General features: G+C 67.1%; 18 protein-coding genes. 6 read left to right on the top strand and 12 right to left on the bottom strand.

Annotation, left to right across the window (positions count from 1 at the left end):
* Positions 1-3: 3 nt before the first annotated feature.
* The 4 genes from ABE454_RS08870 to ABE454_RS08855 form a co-directional block, all read right to left on the bottom strand.
* Positions 4-810 carry an inositol monophosphatase family protein gene (locus ABE454_RS08870; RefSeq protein ID WP_125900056.1) on the bottom strand — a complete coding sequence of 269 codons (807 nt, stop codon included), beginning with the start codon at positions 808-810 and terminating at the stop codon, positions 4-6.
* Positions 811-942: 132 nt separating this feature from the next.
* A complete protein-coding gene (gene efp, locus ABE454_RS08865; protein ID WP_346530965.1) occupies positions 943-1,509 on the bottom strand; it encodes an elongation factor P in 567 nt (188 codons plus the stop codon).
* A 174-nt stretch (positions 1,510-1,683) separates the two neighbouring features.
* Positions 1,684-2,184: a bacterioferritin gene (bfr, locus tag ABE454_RS08860; protein ID WP_346530964.1), complete on the bottom strand. Its 501-nt coding sequence runs from the start codon at positions 2,182-2,184 to the stop codon at positions 1,684-1,686.
* Positions 2,185-2,350: 166 nt separating this feature from the next.
* Positions 2,351-2,536, bottom strand: a complete 186-nt coding sequence (locus tag ABE454_RS08855) for a (2Fe-2S)-binding protein (RefSeq protein WP_346530963.1) — start codon at positions 2,534-2,536, stop codon at positions 2,351-2,353.
* A gap of 116 nt (positions 2,537-2,652) precedes the next feature.
* Between ABE454_RS08855 and thiE the strand changes: the two genes are divergently transcribed.
* From thiE to ABE454_RS08840, 3 genes are all read left to right on the top strand, one after another.
* Positions 2,653-3,318 carry a thiamine phosphate synthase gene (gene thiE, locus ABE454_RS08850; protein WP_346530962.1) on the top strand — a complete coding sequence of 222 codons (666 nt, stop codon included), beginning with the start codon at positions 2,653-2,655 and terminating at the stop codon, positions 3,316-3,318.
* A 78-nt stretch (positions 3,319-3,396) separates the two neighbouring features.
* The gene (locus ABE454_RS08845; protein WP_346530961.1) at positions 3,397-5,088 is read left to right on the top strand and encodes a sensor histidine kinase; all 1,692 of its coding nucleotides are present in this window, start codon (positions 3,397-3,399) and stop codon (positions 5,086-5,088) included.
* A 55-nt stretch (positions 5,089-5,143) separates the two neighbouring features.
* Positions 5,144-5,842, top strand: coding sequence for a hypothetical protein (locus tag ABE454_RS08840; protein ID WP_346530960.1), 699 nt, complete (start codon positions 5,144-5,146; stop codon positions 5,840-5,842).
* 67 nt (positions 5,843-5,909) lie between these two features.
* Here ABE454_RS08840 and ABE454_RS08835 read toward each other — a convergent pair whose 3' ends face one another.
* The 4 genes from ABE454_RS08835 to ABE454_RS08820 all read right to left on the bottom strand — a co-directional run bounded on the left by ABE454_RS08835 (position 5,910) and on the right by ABE454_RS08820 (position 9,222).
* On the bottom strand, positions 5,910-6,245 hold the full coding sequence (locus ABE454_RS08835; RefSeq protein ID WP_346530959.1) for a VOC family protein: 336 nt from the start codon (positions 6,243-6,245) through the stop codon (positions 5,910-5,912).
* A 320-nt stretch (positions 6,246-6,565) separates the two neighbouring features.
* Complete coding sequence (gene eco, locus ABE454_RS08830) at positions 6,566-7,063, bottom strand: serine protease inhibitor ecotin (protein WP_346530958.1); 498 nt, start codon at positions 7,061-7,063, stop codon at positions 6,566-6,568.
* A 47-nt stretch (positions 7,064-7,110) separates the two neighbouring features.
* Positions 7,111-8,301, bottom strand: coding sequence for a thiolase family protein (locus tag ABE454_RS08825; RefSeq protein WP_346530956.1), 1,191 nt, complete (start codon positions 8,299-8,301; stop codon positions 7,111-7,113).
* Positions 8,302-8,373: 72 nt separating this feature from the next.
* The gene (locus tag ABE454_RS08820) at positions 8,374-9,222 is read right to left on the bottom strand and encodes an acyl-CoA thioesterase (protein WP_346530955.1); all 849 of its coding nucleotides are present in this window, start codon (positions 9,220-9,222) and stop codon (positions 8,374-8,376) included.
* A 165-nt stretch (positions 9,223-9,387) separates the two neighbouring features.
* Here ABE454_RS08820 and ABE454_RS08815 point away from each other — a divergent pair, with 165 nt between their 5' ends.
* From ABE454_RS08815 to ABE454_RS08805, 3 genes are all read left to right on the top strand, one after another.
* Positions 9,388-9,882, top strand: a complete 495-nt coding sequence (locus ABE454_RS08815) for a winged helix-turn-helix transcriptional regulator (RefSeq protein WP_346530953.1) — start codon at positions 9,388-9,390, stop codon at positions 9,880-9,882.
* A gap of 55 nt (positions 9,883-9,937) precedes the next feature.
* Positions 9,938-10,633 carry a helix-turn-helix transcriptional regulator gene (locus ABE454_RS08810; protein WP_346530951.1) on the top strand — a complete coding sequence of 232 codons (696 nt, stop codon included), beginning with the start codon at positions 9,938-9,940 and terminating at the stop codon, positions 10,631-10,633.
* 69 nt (positions 10,634-10,702) lie between these two features.
* Positions 10,703-11,032: a VOC family protein gene (locus ABE454_RS08805; RefSeq protein WP_346530950.1), complete on the top strand. Its 330-nt coding sequence runs from the start codon at positions 10,703-10,705 to the stop codon at positions 11,030-11,032.
* A gap of 6 nt (positions 11,033-11,038) precedes the next feature.
* Here the strand turns inward: ABE454_RS08805 and mnmA are convergent, their stop codons facing one another.
* The 4 genes from mnmA to ABE454_RS08785 all read right to left on the bottom strand — a co-directional run bounded on the left by mnmA (position 11,039) and on the right by ABE454_RS08785 (position 15,080).
* Positions 11,039-12,271 carry a tRNA 2-thiouridine(34) synthase MnmA gene (gene mnmA / locus ABE454_RS08800; protein WP_346530949.1) on the bottom strand — a complete coding sequence of 411 codons (1,233 nt, stop codon included), beginning with the start codon at positions 12,269-12,271 and terminating at the stop codon, positions 11,039-11,041.
* Between the two features lie 110 nt (positions 12,272-12,381).
* Complete coding sequence (locus ABE454_RS08795) at positions 12,382-12,666, bottom strand: DUF1153 domain-containing protein (protein ID WP_003165657.1); 285 nt, start codon at positions 12,664-12,666, stop codon at positions 12,382-12,384.
* 186 nt (positions 12,667-12,852) lie between these two features.
* A complete protein-coding gene (gene flgE, locus ABE454_RS08790; RefSeq protein ID WP_346530948.1) occupies positions 12,853-14,316 on the bottom strand; it encodes a flagellar hook protein FlgE in 1,464 nt (487 codons plus the stop codon).
* 62 nt (positions 14,317-14,378) lie between these two features.
* On the bottom strand, positions 14,379-15,080 hold the full coding sequence (locus ABE454_RS08785; RefSeq protein WP_346530946.1) for a flagellar hook assembly protein FlgD: 702 nt from the start codon (positions 15,078-15,080) through the stop codon (positions 14,379-14,381).
* Between the last annotated feature and the right edge of the window lies 1 nt (position 15,081).

Below are 15,081 nucleotides of genomic sequence, written 5' to 3'. Positions count from 1 at the left end.
GCCTTACGCCTCGCGCAGGATCTTGCGCAGCTTGGCCTGGATCTCGGGGTTGCCGGCGACGATCTGCTTGCCGCTCATCGGGTCGCCGTCCTGGTCGATGGTGGTGACGACGCCGCCGGCTTCAGTGACCAGCAGGATGCCCGCCGCCACGTCCCACGGTTGCAGGTTGCGCTCGAAATAGGCGTCGTAGCGGCCCGCGGCGACCCAGGCGAAGTCGAGCGAGGCCGCGCCCAGGCGGCGGATGCCCGCGACGCGCTGGCCGACGGCGTGGATGTCCTTGATGGCCTGTCCGTGGCCCGTCTTGCCGATGAAGGGCAGGCCCGTGGCGATCAGGCATTCGGCCATGTCGGCGCGTCCGGCGATGCGGATGCGCGTGTCGTTCAGATAGCAGCCCTTGCCTTTTTCGGCCCAGAACATCTCGTTCATGACCGGGTTGTAGGTGACGCAGGCCACGATCTCGGACGTGCCGTCGGGGTGCTTGCGCTCCAGGCCCACCGTGATGGCGAAGTGGGGCATGGCGTGCATGAAGTTGGTGGTGCCGTCGATCGGGTCGACGATCCAGGTGTGGGTCTTGTCGGTGCCCTCGACCATGCCGCGCTCCTCGCCCAGGAAGCCGTAGCCGGGGCGGGCCTTCAGCAGCAGCTCGAACAGGGTTTGTTCGGCCTTGACGTCGGCGGCGGTGACGAAGTCGCCGGGGCCCTTGCGGGACACCTGCAGCTGGGACACCTCGCCGAAATCCCGGAGCATCGGGCGGGCGGTCTTGCGGACGGCGTCCATCATGACCTGAAGCAGGGCGGAAGCGAGGGCCATAGGCGGTTCTCCTGATCCGTCGATCCTCAGAAGGCCTGCGGCCCGGATGGACGGAGAAGCAAAAGGGGCGCGGACCATCCGCGCCCCTGTAGTCTTAGCGTGCCCGACCTTGGCCGGGAAAGGCGGTGTTTTTTAGTCCGCGCGGCGGACGTATTCGCCGGTCGAGGTGTCGACGACGATCTTCTCGCCCGTCGACATGAAGGGCGGGATCATGACGCGGATGCCGTTCGAGGCCTTGGCGGGCTTGTAGGACGACGAGGCGGTCTGGCCCTTCACGGTCGGCTCGGTCTCGACGACTTCCAGCACGACGTGCTCCGGCAGTTCCAGGCCGATCGGACGCTCTTCGTGCGACTCGATGATGACCTTCATGCCTTCCTGCAGATAGGGGATGCGGTCTTCGCCGACCCAGCCCTTTTGCAGTTCGATCTGCTCATAGGATTCGTCGTCCATGAAGACGAGGGTCTCGCCGTTGTCGAACAGATAGGAGTAGTCGCGCTGTTCCAGCGTGACGCGCTCGACCTTGTCTTCCGAACGGAAGCGTTCGTTCAGCTTGTTGCCGGTTTCGAGGTTCTTGGCCTCGACGTTGGCGAAGGCGCCGCCCTTGCCGGGCTTGACGTGGCTGGCCTTGGTGACGACCCACAGGCCGCCATTGTGTTGCAGGACCATGCCGGGCTTGATGGTGTTGGCGTTGATTTTCATGAGAACCGTAGGGCTCGTTGCTGGGGGGCGGCAGGCGCCGACCGCCAGAGCGTGGCGCGCCAAATCGCGGCGAGCCCTAGAGGATTAGCCGAAAAAGGGCAATGGCGCGTGCGATCGCCCCCTATGCCGTCATCACCGCGCCGGGCCCGACGATGACGGCAGGTTGGGAGAGAGTCAGTTCCCCGTGGCGGCGCCGTCGGTGACGATTTCCTTCATGGCCGACTGCAGATAGTTCTGCGCGCCCATCAGCTTGATCAGGCTCTGCTGGTTTTCGAGGAAGTCGATGTGCTCCTCGGTGTCGGCCAGGATCTTCAGCAGGAGGTCGCGGCTGACGTAGTCGCGGGCTTCCTCGCACTGGGTCAGGGCGTCGCGGGTGGCGGCGCGGCTGTCGATTTCCAGCTGCAGGTCGGCGCCCAGGCATTCGATCGGGTCTTCGCCGACCTTCAGCTTGTGCAGGTCCTGCAGGTTGGGCAGGCCGTCCAGGAACAGGATGCGCTTGATCAGCATGTCGGCGTGCTTCATCTCGCCGATCGATTCTTCGTAGATGACGTTGCCGAGGTGGCTGAGGCCCCAGCTTTCGAACATGCGGGCGTGCAGGAAATACTGGTTCACCGCCGTCAGTTCATTGGTCAGCACCGCATTGAGGGTGCGGATGATCGCGGGATCGCCCTTCATGGTCGTCGTCCTTGTTTCAGCGGCGGCGAAAGCGACGTCGGCGCGACGACAGGGCCTTTCGGCCGCCCGTAAGGACTTCATATCACGGCTGAAACGCCGTGGATTATTTGCGAGTTCTTATCACTACATTGATAATGCGAGTGAAATCCGCTTTCAAAAGACGCCTCTATTCGGCGGCGAGAGCGAAGGCGGTCTGGGTTTCCTGGATCATCTGGCGCATTTCGCAGACGCATTTGGCGCATTGCGGCGCGCATTGATGGCTGGCGAAGATGTCCTTGGGACGGGTGGCGCCCGCCTCGATGGCGAGGGCGACGTCGCGTTGACGAAGACCGTTACAGTTGCAGACGTACAAGACCGCGCCCCGAAGCACTGAGAATAACTCGCTATATCATTTATTAAGGCGGGTGCAAATCATTCGCATGGGCGTGCGACATTGACGGCGAGGGCGGCGAAGGGCAGGGCACGGCCATGGCTCGTCAACCGCAAATCCCCGCCCGTCCGGCCTGTCGGCTGTATCTGATCACGCCCGCCGCCCTGCCGGATCTGGAGGCCTTTGCCGCCGATCTGGAGGCCGCCCTGTCGGCCGGGGACTGCGCCGCCCTGCAGATCCGTCTGAAAGAGGCCTCGGACGATGCGATTCGCGCCGCCGTGGCGCGGCTGAAGCCGATCTGTCAGGCGCACGATGTGGCCCTGATCCTGAACGACCGGCCGGATCTGGCGCGGGCGACCGGCTGCGACGGCGTGCATGTGGGGCAGGAGGACGCCTCCCTGGCCGAGGCGCGGCGCATCATGGGCGACGACGCCATGATCGGCGTCACCTGCCACGGCAGCCGCCATCTGGCGATGGAGGCGGCCGAGGGCGGGGCGGACTATGTGGCCTTCGGCGCCTTCTTCCCGACGTCGACCAAGGATGTGGTCCATCACGCCGAGCCCGACATCCTGACCATCTGGCAGGAGACGATGGAGGTTCCGTGCGTCGCCATCGGCGGCATCACGGCGGAAAACGCCGGGGCCATCGCGGCGGCGGGCGCGGACTTCGTGGCCGTCAGCGCCGGGGTCTGGGCGCATCCGCAGGGACCGGCGGCGGCGATGCGGGCGTTCGGCGCGGCACTTGAGGCGTCCTCGCCAGTCTGACTTCAAAGGTCTGACTTCAGAGGATGTTTAGGAAGCTCGGTCAGGGTTCGCCGCCTGTTTAGTCACGTGGACCAGATCATGATGATGAGCCGCGCTGCCGGAAGGACGGATGCGGGCCTTTCGCCGTCAGGCGCTGCGCCGAACGCCGGGCCGATCGCGGCCGGGCGGACGCCGGGCGTCGGGGGTTATTTCCGCCATCCGCTGTTGCCGATCCTGACGGTGGTCGGCGTCATGGTTCTGGTGGTGCTGTCGGTCAGTTTCGCGCGCTTCAACGGCGTGGTCGTCGGCCTGTGGGGCGCCAGCGGCGCGGCCATGGCGCTGTGGCTGAGGGGCGGGCGCGGTCTGGCGCATGACGCCGGTTTCGCCGTCCTGATCGCGGTCGGCATGCTGGCGGGCGAGTTCATGGGCGGCGGTCGCCCTGCGGTGGCGGTGCTGCTGACCCTGGCCGACCTGCTGGAGATCATGGTCGCCGTGGCCCTGATGCGGCGGCTGTCGCCGGGGTTCCGCGTCGACAGCGTCGAGGGGCTGCTGCGTTTTCTGGCGGTCTGCGCCGTGGCGCCGATGCCGGCGGCCATGCTGGGCGCCATCGGCCTGCATACGATCATCGGCTCGGACTGGGTGGAGGCGCTGGGCTTCTGGTGGGTCAGCCATGCGCTGGGGTTCGCGGTGGTCGGCGTCTTCGGCCTGTCGCTGGAGCGCAGGCGGCTGGAGATGCTGCGGCGGCCCGCGCGACTGGTCGAGGGCGTGGTGCTGACGGGGCTGATCGTCGGCGCCTGTTACGGCGTCTTTTCGCATTTGAGCCTGCCTTACGGCTTCATGCTGCTGCCGCCGCTGGTGCTGATGGCGATGCGGTTCCGGGTCGTCGGCATGGCGTGGAGCCTGCTGATCGTGTCGGTGATGGCGATCGGCGGGGCGATGGCGGGCAGCGGCCCCTATCACGCCTTCGGCCCGTCCGAGCGGGTGTTGCTGAGCCAGCTTCTGGTGCTGCTGGGCTATATGCCGATGCTGCTGGTCGCGGCCCTGCTGGAGGAGCGCGACCGTCTGGCCGAACACGCCCGCGAGGGGCGCATCCGGGCCGAGCGCGCCTCGGCGGCCAAGTCGCGGCTGCTGGCCAATGTGGCCCATGAGATCAAGAGCCCGATCGGCGGCGTCATCGGCATCGGCGAACTGTGGGCGGGCGGCCATCTGGGCAAGACGACGCCGCAGCAGGTCGAGATGGCGCAGATGCTGGTGAAGACGGCCCGTCAGGTCGAGGCGCTGGCCCATGACCTGCTGGATGTGGCGCGCACCGAGGGCGGGGATGTCCGCATCGACCTGCGCCCCACCGAGGTCGTCGGGGTGCTGGAAGACGTCCGCCGCAGCCTTCTGCTGAACCCCGCCGCCGCTGCTATGAAGATCGTGATCGAGGCGCAGGACGATCAACTGGTGGCGCTGGCCGACTCGCACCGTCTGGCGCAGGTGCTGGCCAATCTGGCGGGCAATGCGGTCAAATACGCCGCATCAGGCGGTCAGGTGACGATGCGCGCATCATGGAGCGCCGGTCGCATCCGCATCGAGGTCATCGATCGCGGCCCCGGCCTGTCGGCGGAGAAACAGGCCCAGTTGTTCGAGCCGTTCAACCGTCTGGGGCTTGAGCGTTCGGCGGTGGAGGGGCATGGCGTGGGGCTGGCGCTGGCCAAGCGTCTGACTGAGCTTCAGGGCGGCGAGATCGGCGTGGTTTCGGCGCCGGGGCACGGCGCGACCTTCTGGGTCGAACTGCCCGTCGGGTGATCGCTGATCAGATGTCCGCTTGACCGGATGCGACGCCCGGCGTCAATGTCGGGGCATGAAAGCTGCATTGCTCGCCCTGTCCCTGACGGCTCCCCTCGTTCTGGCTGCGACCTCCGTCAGCGCCCAGCAGGATCCGGCCGAACGCGCCCGGATCGAAGACCTGACCCGACGCCTGAATGGCGGTCCGACGGCGGCGCCGCAAACTTCCGCGCCCCAGGCTTCCGCCCCTCAGACCGCTGCGCCCGCGACGCCACAGGCGCGTCCGCAAGCCCAACCTCAGCCTCAGCCTCAAGCGGCGCCTTCGCGTCCGGCCCCGGCGGCCGCAGACGCCCCGGTCGCCGGGCGGCGGGCGCCTCCGGCGTCCGGTTCGGCCGCTGCGCCTGCGCCCAGCCCGCAGTTGGACGCGGCGACGCGCGCGGCCCTGCCGTTCAGCATCGACCTGCCGTCGGGCTTCCAGATGGTCGAGGGGCGGGCGGCGCCGGGCGCCCACGTCTACGCCGTGCGCAAGGGGCCCAAGACCTATCTGATGATCTACACCGGGCCGTCGTCGCAGTTCCCCATCTATGAGGGCGAGCAGGTGACGGTGGGCGGGCGCGTCTCGATCATCGTGCCGGACGGCGCGCGCCGCGTGGCGATGGAGCATCTGTTCCAGCGCCCGGCCGAGCCGAATGAAATCCACGTCTGGGTGATGGCCGCCGATGGCGCCGAGCGCGACGAGGCCGAACGCATCGCCCAGACCGTAGACCCCAAATAGGGCCTTTTTCATCTGCAGCGAATATCTGAGTTGAGTTGGACATGCGCCCAACTCAACCGATTTCGCTCTAGTTTTCCGACCAGACGGCCAGTTCGTTGCCGGACGGGTCGCGGAAGTGGAAACGCCGCCCGCCGGGGAAGGCGAAGATGGCGTGGGCGATCGCGCCGCCCGCCGCCTCGACCCTGGCCTGCATGGCTTCCAGATCGTGGGCGTAGAGGATGGGCAGGGGCTTGGGCGTCATGGCGTCGGGCGTGAAGCCGCCGTCCAGCCCCTCGCTGAAGGCCGCATAGGCCGGGCCGTAGTCCTGAAAACGCCAGCCGAACGCCTCGGCGTAGAAGGCCTTGTGCGCCGCCAGATCGGTCGCGGGCAGTTCAAGATAATCCAGCTTGCCGTCTTCGCGCATGGCGACTCCTAAAAGGGAAATGGAGGCGGACGCTTGCACGAAGGCCGACTCTGCGCAAACCTGCAATTAGTTCGCAAAAGCAGGTTTGGATTCATGATCGTCCTGAGCGCCGGATGCGCCTCGCTGGCTTCGCTGATGCGGCGCGATGCGGATAGACGCGACGCGTGCAGACGTGACGGGCGCCAAACAGAACGGGCGCCGGTCGAGGCTGACCGACGCCCGCGTCTGATTGCAATGGACGGCGCGGATCAGCGCCCCCTCATGTTTGCAAAGGACGGCGCGGATCAGCGCCCCCCTATGTTTGCAAAGGACGGCGCGGATCAGCGCGCCGTCTGGGTCTCGCCCGCGCGCCACACGCGATAGCGCACCTCGACGTCCGACGGGGTGTAGACCACGACCGGCAGGCGCGAGTTGTAGCGGATCAGCGGCTGTTCCTGCGTCGTGACGAAGGCCTGATGCTCCGAACCGGGGGGGCAGCCCATCATGGTGCTGGCCCCGGCCCCCAGGGCAGGCAGGACATAGTAGTCATAGCCCCAGCCCTGCGCCGTGCGGGCCTCCAGACTGCCGCCGAAGAACTGATGGTTGCAGTCCACCGTCTTGGTCTTGCCCAGGATCAGTTCGATCTTCAGCGCATTCTCGTCCGACTGGGCGGGCAGGTTGATGACGTGACGGGTCTGGCCCGCCGTCGCGGCCGGGAAGGCCTTCATGTCGCCCGCGTCGGCCTGACCGGCTTGCGACAGGCCTTCGGCCTGCGCCGTGGCGCAGGCGGACAGGCTCAGGACGGCGGCGCCGGCGGCGAGGAAGATCGGCAGTTTCAAGGGTAGCGCTCCGCTAGCAGGGGTTGTGCCGCTGCAACGCTGCAGTTTCAGACCAGTTCCACCGCCATGGCCACGGCCTCGCCGCCGCCGATGCACAGCGACGCCACGCCCTTCTTGCCGCCGCGCGCCTGAAGCGCCGCCAGCAGGGTGGACAGGATGCGCGCGCCCGAAGCGCCGATGGGGTGGCCCAGCGCCGTGGCGCCGCCGTTGACGTTCAGCCTGGCGCGGTCGATGCCCAGCTCCTGTTGCGCGATCATGGCGACGACGGCGAAGGCCTCATTGACCTCCCACAGGTCGACGTCTTCGACCGACCAGCCCGCCTTCTTCAGCGCCTTTTCCATCGCCGGGACGGGGGCGGTGGTGAACAGGCCCGGCTCATGGGCGTGGGCGGCGTGGCTGACCACGCGGGCGACGATGGGCAGGCCCAGCGCCCGGGCCGTGCTTTCGCGCGTCATGACCATGGCGGCCGCGCCGTCGGAGATGGAGCTGGAGTTGGCGGCGGTGATCGCGCCGTCCTTGACGAAGGCGGGTTTCAGCGTCGGGATCTTGGCGGGATCAGCCTTGCCGGGCTGTTCGTCCTCGCTGACCGTCATCGGGCCCTTGCGGGTGGCGACTTCGACCGGGACGATCTCGGCCTTGAAGGCGCCCGAGGCGATGGCGGCCTTGGCGCGGGTCAGGCTTTCGATGGCGTATTCGTCCATCTGTTCGCGGGTGAGCTGATACTGGGCCGCCGCGTCCTCGGCGAAGACGCCCATGGCCTTGCCGGGGGAATAGGCGTCTTCAAGGCCGTCCATCATCATGGAGTCGACGATGACGTCGTGGCCGATGCGGGCGCCGCTGCGGTGCTTGTTCATCAGATAGGGGGCGCCGGTCATCGACTCCATGCCGCCCGCGACGATGACTTCGGCCGTGCCGGCCAGCAGGGCGTCGTGCGCCATCATGGCCGATTGCAGACCCGAGCCGCACATCTTGTTCACCGTCGTCGCCTCGACGTGCTTGCCGAGCCCTGCGCCGATAGCGGCCTGACGGGCCGGGGCCTGACCCAGACCGGCGGGCAGGACGCAGCCCATGAAGATCTGCTCGACCTTTTCAGGCGCGACGCCTGCGCGCTCGACGGCGGCCTTGACGGCGGCGGCGCCCAGATCGGTGGCCTTGACCGGCGACAGCGCGCCCTGGAAGCCGCCCATCGGGGTGCGGGCGAAGGAGCAGATGACGACGGGATCAGCAGCGGCGGTCATGACAGGCGTTTCCGTAAGTGAATCGTTTCGTGGGGGATTAGGGGAGGCGGAGGCCCGCTGGCAAGCGGCGCCTCACAGCAGTTTGCGGCGTTGGCGGGCCAGCGCCAGCGGCCGTCCGTCCGCGCCCCAGGCGATGGCTTCGTCCACCGACCAGCCCAGACCGTGATCCAGCAGCCGGTATTCAAAGAAGGCCCAGCCGTCGGGCGCGCTGTCCGGCGTCGGATCGGCCAGAAAGTCATAGCGCAGGTCCACCGTCGTCATCATCGGCGGTGACTTGAAGGCCGTCCATGCGGGCGGATAAAGGGCGTCCAGCAGATAGCACATCCGCAGTTCGTCCAGCGGCGCGCCGTCCTTGACCCGCATCCACACCCGCTCGACGGCGGGCCTGCCCTCATTGCCGCCCAGAATGTTGGGGCCGTTCTCGAAGTGATAGTCGACGTGCTGGGCGAAGCGCGGCGACATCGGGCCGCTGATGCCCGGCGCGTCCTTCAGGCTGTCCAGCGTGGGCGGCGACGCCAGCAGCGGCGTCAAGGGCGCGGGCGTCGGCCCGTCGGCGCCATAGGTGGCGCTGGCGTGATGGGTCAGCCGGTCGCCCTGTCCGCTCTCGACCACGGCATAGGCGACGTTGCGGCCGCCGCGCAGCATACGCGGGCGGAATTGCAGCGACTGGCCGTATCGGGCGGCGGCCAGATACTGGACCGTCAGGCTGCGCAGCGGGGCCTCTATCCCCAGACCCTGACGCATGGCCCCGGCGCACAGGGCCGCCAGCAGGCCGCCGAAAGGAAAGCCCGCCTCGGGCGGGGCGCTGACCGGGCCATTGGAGAATTCGCCCGACAGGTGGGCGGCCAGAACCTTATCGTGACCTGCATCATTTTCAGGCGTCAGACGGAAAGCGGCGCGGATCAGATCGGGTTCAGTCATGGCTCACATCGAAAAGCGGAGGCGGAACCTGCGCTGGCTCCGCCTCCGAGTCGAGGGAAGGAAACAGCCGGGGAGCGGCTATGTCCGTTGCGAATGGAAACCTACCGACTCCGTCGCGTTTGGCAACCCTTGTCAAAAGCCTGACGGGGCGTCACTTTCAGCCTTATGGGACGCACCGCCGACTATTCACGCCAGAGTTGCTCTGTCGCCGCCACGCTTGAGGTGATCGGCGATCCTTGGACGATGCTGGTCATCCGCGACGCCTTCAACGGCGTGCGCCGCTTTGAACAGTGGCAGGAGCGGCTGGGCGTGGCGCGCAATGTGCTGGCCGCGCGGCTGAAATCGCTGGTGCATCACGGGGTGCTGGAGCCGCGCCCCTATTCCGAGCGGCCGCCGCGCAACGAATATGTGCTGACCCCCAAGGGCAAGGATCTGTACGGCGTCCTGATCACCCTGCACGCCTGGGGCGAGAAGCATGTCTATGACAAAGAGCCGTCGGGCATCGTCCTGCGCCACAAGACGTGCGGCCATGACCTGAAGCCGCGCATCGCCTGCGGCTGCTGCAATGAGATGGTGCATCCGCGCGAGGTGGAAGTCGTCTTCACCGAAAACCGCCCCACCGTCGGCGACGTCATGCCGGGCAAGGACGAGGCGGCCTGATCACACGCTGCAGGATGCTGCCGTTTTCTGGCAGCAGGTCTGCTAAGCACATGGCGTGTCCCGGTCCGAACGCCTGCTTGATCTGTTGAACACCCTGCGGCGGCATCGTCGGCCGGTCAGCGGGCGCGTGCTGGCCGAAGAGACGGGCGTTTCCCTGCGCACCCTCTATCGCGACATCGCCAGTCTGCAGGCGCAGGGGGCGACCATCGAGGGTGAGCCGGGCGTGGGCTATGTGCTGAAGCCCGGCTATCTGCTGCCGCCGCTGATGTTCACGCCTGAAGAGATAGAGGCGTTGGCGCTGGGTTCGCGCTGGGTGGCCGAGCGGGCGGATGCGCGGCTGAGCGAGGCGGCGTTGAGCGCCCGCTCACGGATCGCGGCGGTGCTGCCGCCGGACCTGCGCGATGAGATGGAGGACTCGGCCCTGTTCATCGGGCCGGGCGCGCCGATCCCCATCGATGCGGTCGATCCGGCCCATTTGCGCAAGGCGATCCGCATCGAGCGCAAGCTGAGGTTGAGCTATCGCGACGAGGCGGGGGCGGCGTCTGATCGTGTGGTCTGGCCCTTTGCTCTGGCCTTTTTCGACCGGGTGCGGCTGTTGCTGGGCTGGTGCGAACTGCGCGGCGACTTCCGCACCTTCCGCACTGATCGCATCGTCGAGGTCGAGGTGCTGGAGGCTCGCTACCCCACGCGCAAAGCGGTGTTGCTGAAGCGATGGCACGAGGCGTGCGAGCGGCAGGGGCCTGCGCGATGATGCTGACAGATATTGGCGGCAGGCCCGGCTAGGTTCCCCTTCTGTTCAGACGGGCGGAGGGCCATGACCATGAGCGACGACATTCTGTTGAACGTGGCCGATCCGGGGGCCAGCGCGCGCTATTACGCCGGGTTGCTGGGGCGGCGTCCGGTGGAGGCGGGGCCGGACCACGCCGTCTTCCTGCTGTCGCCGGGGCGCACGCTCAGCCTGTGGCGCGGGCGCGGCGGGACGCAGGCGGACCTGCGCATGGACGCGCCCGCCGTGGTGGACGAACTGCATATCGACTGGTGGGACCGCGGCGCGCGCATCGTCCTGCCGCCCAGTGACATGGACGGCGGCCACGGCTTTGTGGCGCGCGACCCGGATGGCAACTGTCTGCGGGTCTATGCGGCGGCTTGAGCCGCCTCAGACCGCCACGGCTTCGGTCGAACGGATGAAGCCGCCGCCCAGCACGCGCTCGTCGTCGGCCGGGTCGTAGAGGACGCAGGCCTGACCGGGAGCGACGCCTTCTTCGCCCTGATCGAAAACCACCTGAACCGTGTCATTCACGAATGCCAGACGGGCGGGGGAGGGCTGGCGCGTCGAGCGGACGCGGGCCAGCACCGGGGTGCGGTCGCGGGCGGCTTCCTCGATGGTGGCCTGATCGCCCAGCCAGTTGGTTTCCTCCAGCGTCAGGCGTGCGGTCAGCAGGGCTTCGCGCGGGCCGACGATGACGCGGCGGTTGTCGGGGTCCAGTTTGGTCACGAACAGGGGCTCGCCCACGGCGACGTTCAGCCCCCGGCGCTGGCCGATGGTGTAGTCGGTGATGCCCGAGTGGCGGCCCAGAACCCGGCCGTCCATGTGGACGATGTCGCCGGCCTCACGCCCCTGCGGCCGCAGACGGTCGATCAGGGTGCGATAGTCGCCGGTCGGCACGAAGCAGATGTCCTGGCTGTCCGGCTTGGCGGCGATGCGCAGGCCCAGCGACGCGGCGACGCCCCGCACCTGGGGCTTTTCCAGATCGGCCAGCGGGAAGCGCAGATAGTCGAGTTGATCCTGCGTCGTGGCGAACAGGAAGTAGGACTGGTCGCGCGAATGATCGACGGCCTTGCGCATCTGCGAGCGGTTGCCGTGCGTCGCGCGGCGGACGTAGTGGCCGGTCGCCATCGCCTCGGCGCCCAGATCACGGGCGACGTCCAGCAGGTCGCGGAACTTCACCGTCTGATTGCAGCGGATGCAGGGGACCGGCGTCTGGCCCTTCAGGTATGAATCGGCGAACTGGTCGATCACCGCGTCCTTGAAGCGGTTTTCATAGTCCAGGACATAGTGCGGGATGCCGATCAGATCGGCGGCCAGCCGGGCGTCGTGAATGTCCTGACCGGCGCAGCAGGCGCCCTTCTTCTTCAGCGCTTCGCCGTGGTCGTAAAGCTGAAGGGTCACGCCCACGACGTCATAGCCCGCCTTGTGCAGCAGGGCGGCGACGACGGTGGAATCCACCCCGCCGGACATGGCGGCGACCACGCGCGCGCCCTGCGGCAGGCCGACGGCCTGTCGCACGCTCTCGATCGCGGCGTCCATGTCGGCAGGCGACATGGGGGCGATGTCGGGAACGGGGCAGAGGATGTCGTCGGTCAGGGCTTCCATGGTCATCGCCGCCATTTAGGCCCTGATGCGCGCGATTTCGAGGCCTGGTCTGAAACGAAGGCGCGCCCAATGAAAAAGACCGCCCCGTTCTGGAGCGGCCGTCATCATGCGCTCAGGCGCAAAGCCTAGTCGCGGTAGCTCTGGATGCGCGTCGTGCGCAGGCCCTGCATGCCCCATTTGTCGATGGCCTTCTGCCAGGCCATGAACTCTTCGGCGGTCAGACGATATTTGGCCAGGGCGTCTTCAAGGCTGATCAGACCGCCGCGCACGGCGGCCACGACCTCGGCCTTGCGGCGGATGACCCAGCGGTTCGTGTCCGACGGGGGAAGGTCCCGCAGGGTCAGGGGCGTGCCCGTCGGGCCGACCACGTACTGTTCGCCGTTACTGTTAAGGCGTCGCTCTTGCAGCATGGGCTTAAGCCTCTCTCACCACCACCATAGACGCGCAGGCTAGGGCCCCGCCCGCTAAGGGGCGTTTAAGCGTCGTGGTGAAGGAATGGCTAAAACGCATCCGGCCGGTCCGGCGCGTTCTGCGTCGGGGCAAGAAAGGATTCATTGAGTCTAACGAGACCTTGCTCATGGATTCCCGTTGGCCGATCAGCGCTTGATGTTGATCAGCTCCGCCAGCATCTCGTCGGCGGTGGTGATGATCTTGGACGAGGCCGAATAGGCGCGCTGGGTGGTGATCAGGCCGGTGAACTCGGTCGACAGGTCGACGGTCGAGGCCTCCAGCTGGCTGGCGCCCAGGAAGCCGGTGCCGCCCGTGCCCGGCGCCTTCAGGTTGAAGGTGCCCGAGTTCTGGCTGACCCGATAGGCGTTGCCTGACACCTCGGACAGGCCGTCGGCGCTGGGGAAGGTGGCCAGGGCGACCTGGGCGATGCGGCGCATGACGCCATTGTCGAAGATGGCGGTGACGAAGCCGTTCTCGTCGATCTTCACCTCGGTCAGGTTTCCGAAGGCGGTGCCGTTCGTATAGGTGGCCTGGACGATGGAGGTGCTGTCGTACTGCGTCAGCCCGCCCGCCGAGGCGTTCAGGTCGAAGGTGATGGTCTGGGCGGCCAGACCTTCCGACCCGAGCCAGGCGCCGTCATCGTCGGGACCGGGCGCAGCGCCGGATGCGGCCAGGGTGATGGTGGCCTTGGTCGGGTCGGGGAACAGGGCGTCGGGGCTGGTGAAGCTGGTGTCCAGACGGCCGTCGGACGTGAATTTCACCAGACCGCTCTTCAGCGGCAGGTCGGCGTTTTCGACCGATCCGTCCGGCGCATGGATTTCCGCGAACCAGGTGTTGGGGTCATCATGCTTCTTTAGGAAGGAGATGGTCATCATCCGCGCTCCGCCCTTTGAATCGGACACGGGGACGCTGATCTGGAAGTCCGGTTTTGTGCCCTGGTTCGGCACGGTGGGGTCGTAGGAAGCCATCGAGCGCGTCGTTGACGCAGGGTCGTAAGCGATGTCGATCTGAGGCTGCGTGGGGTTTCCGGCTTCAACAGCAGCATATGCTTTCGCCGCATCGGACGAGCCTTGGCTGGACTTCAGATTGGCGTTCAGGCCGACGCGGGTGGTGGGTTCAGCAGCGCCGCCGACCGAGCCGACGTTGATGGTGCGCAGGCGAGTCATGTCGGACGGGTCGAGGTTGACGTTGCCGTCCTTGTCCACCGGCCAGCCCTGCAGATACAGGCCTGAGGTGTTCTTCAGGTAGCCCAGCTCATCAATCTTGAAGGCGCCCGCGCGGGTGAACAGGCGCGTGTCCGACGCGGCCAGGTTCTCGGACTTTTCCGTGACGACGAAGAAGCCCTGACCGGCGATGGCCAGATCGGTGCCCGAGGTGGTGCGCTGCAGCTGGCCCGCCTGGCTGATGAAGTGGCGCGCCGAGGCCTGAACGCCCCCGGCCGAATAGTTGAGGCCCGCCGTCTGGGCGTTGACGACGGTCGAGAACTCGGTCGACGCGCGCTTGTAGCCGACGGTGTTCACATTGGCGATGTTCTGCGAAATCGTCGAAAGGGCCGCGGCGTTGGCGGTCAGACCGGACACGCCGGCCATCATGGCGCCGTTGATGCTCATGACTGGGGTTCCTTACGATTGAGTGAGACTGAAAACGAAAAAGGCGGCGGCGAAGGGGCGCATCAGGCGTTCCCCTCTGTCGTATCGGGCGGGGCGCTCGCGGTTTTCTGCTCTTCGAGCGCGATCAGGCTGGACACCGGCATGATCGACTTGCCGATGATGACAAAGGGCGTGCTATCGTACATTTCCACGCCGGTGACGCGACCGCGGATCAATACTTGGGCGTCGACGTCCTTGCCTGCGCCATTCTTGGCGATGACCTTCAATGTATAGACGCCGCCGTCGTCGACCTGACCGCCGCCGGTGGTCTGGCCGTCCCATTTGAAGTCATGCAGGCCGTTGGTCCGGTCGGGGGCGGGGCCGCTCCACATCACCTTGCCCGAGGCGTCCAGCACCTGCAGCGTGGCCTCGGTCGCGTCGGCAGCCAGTTCATAGCTCCAGCTGGCCTCGCCGTCCTCGAAACGGGTGGCGGCCCAGACGGCGGTGGCGTCCTTGCCGATATAGGGGGCGGCGCCGGTCAGGCCGTCGCCCTGCTGGGCCTTCAGCAGGCTGGTCAGTAGGTCATTGGTCAGCAACTGCTGCTCCACGCCCGCCATCTGGGTCAGCTGCGCCGTGAAGGCGTTGGAATCCATCGGCGACAGCGGGTCCTGATTCCGCAGCTGGGTGGTCAGCAGCGACAGGAAGGTCTGGAAGTTGGAGGCCAGCATCTGGCCGCCGTTGTTCACCCGGCCTGCAGCATTGTTGGCGGAGACGGCGTCAACCATC

This window comes from Brevundimonas diminuta (assembly GCF_039673845.1).
Taxonomy (GTDB): domain Bacteria; phylum Pseudomonadota; class Alphaproteobacteria; order Caulobacterales; family Caulobacteraceae; genus Brevundimonas; species Brevundimonas diminuta_E.
This window is presented reverse-complemented; position numbering and strand designations above follow the sequence as displayed.

Bases quoted from the DNA above. Each gene is read 5' to 3' on its own strand.
- ABE454_RS08805 (WP_346530950.1), top strand. From the start codon at position 10,703: ATGAGCGACGACATTCTGTTGAACGTGGCCGATCCGGGGGCCAGCGCG.
- ABE454_RS08785 (WP_346530946.1), bottom strand. From the start codon at position 15,080: ATGGTTGACGCCGTCTCCGCCAACAATGCTGCAGGCCGGGTGAACAAC.
- thiE (WP_346530962.1), top strand. From the start codon at position 2,653: ATGGCTCGTCAACCGCAAATCCCCGCCCGTCCGGCCTGTCGGCTGTAT.
- ABE454_RS08840 (WP_346530960.1), top strand. From the start codon at position 5,144: ATGAAAGCTGCATTGCTCGCCCTGTCCCTGACGGCTCCCCTCGTTCTG.
- ABE454_RS08825 (WP_346530956.1), bottom strand. From the start codon at position 8,301: ATGACCGCCGCTGCTGATCCCGTCGTCATCTGCTCCTTCGCCCGCACC.
- ABE454_RS08870 (WP_125900056.1), bottom strand. From the start codon at position 810: ATGGCCCTCGCTTCCGCCCTGCTTCAGGTCATGATGGACGCCGTCCGC.
- ABE454_RS08835 (WP_346530959.1), bottom strand. From the start codon at position 6,245: ATGCGCGAAGACGGCAAGCTGGATTATCTTGAACTGCCCGCGACCGAT.
- ABE454_RS08815 (WP_346530953.1), top strand. From the start codon at position 9,388: ATGGGACGCACCGCCGACTATTCACGCCAGAGTTGCTCTGTCGCCGCC.
- ABE454_RS08845 (WP_346530961.1), top strand. From the start codon at position 3,397: ATGATGATGAGCCGCGCTGCCGGAAGGACGGATGCGGGCCTTTCGCCG.
- mnmA (WP_346530949.1), bottom strand. From the start codon at position 12,271: ATGGCGGCGATGACCATGGAAGCCCTGACCGACGACATCCTCTGCCCC.
- flgE (WP_346530948.1), bottom strand. From the start codon at position 14,316: ATGAGCATCAACGGCGCCATGATGGCCGGCGTGTCCGGTCTGACCGCC.
- bfr (WP_346530964.1), bottom strand. From the start codon at position 2,184: ATGAAGGGCGATCCCGCGATCATCCGCACCCTCAATGCGGTGCTGACC.
- ABE454_RS08820 (WP_346530955.1), bottom strand. From the start codon at position 9,222: ATGACTGAACCCGATCTGATCCGCGCCGCTTTCCGTCTGACGCCTGAA.
- efp (WP_346530965.1), bottom strand. From the start codon at position 1,509: ATGAAAATCAACGCCAACACCATCAAGCCCGGCATGGTCCTGCAACAC.
- ABE454_RS08795 (WP_003165657.1), bottom strand. From the start codon at position 12,666: ATGCTGCAAGAGCGACGCCTTAACAGTAACGGCGAACAGTACGTGGTC.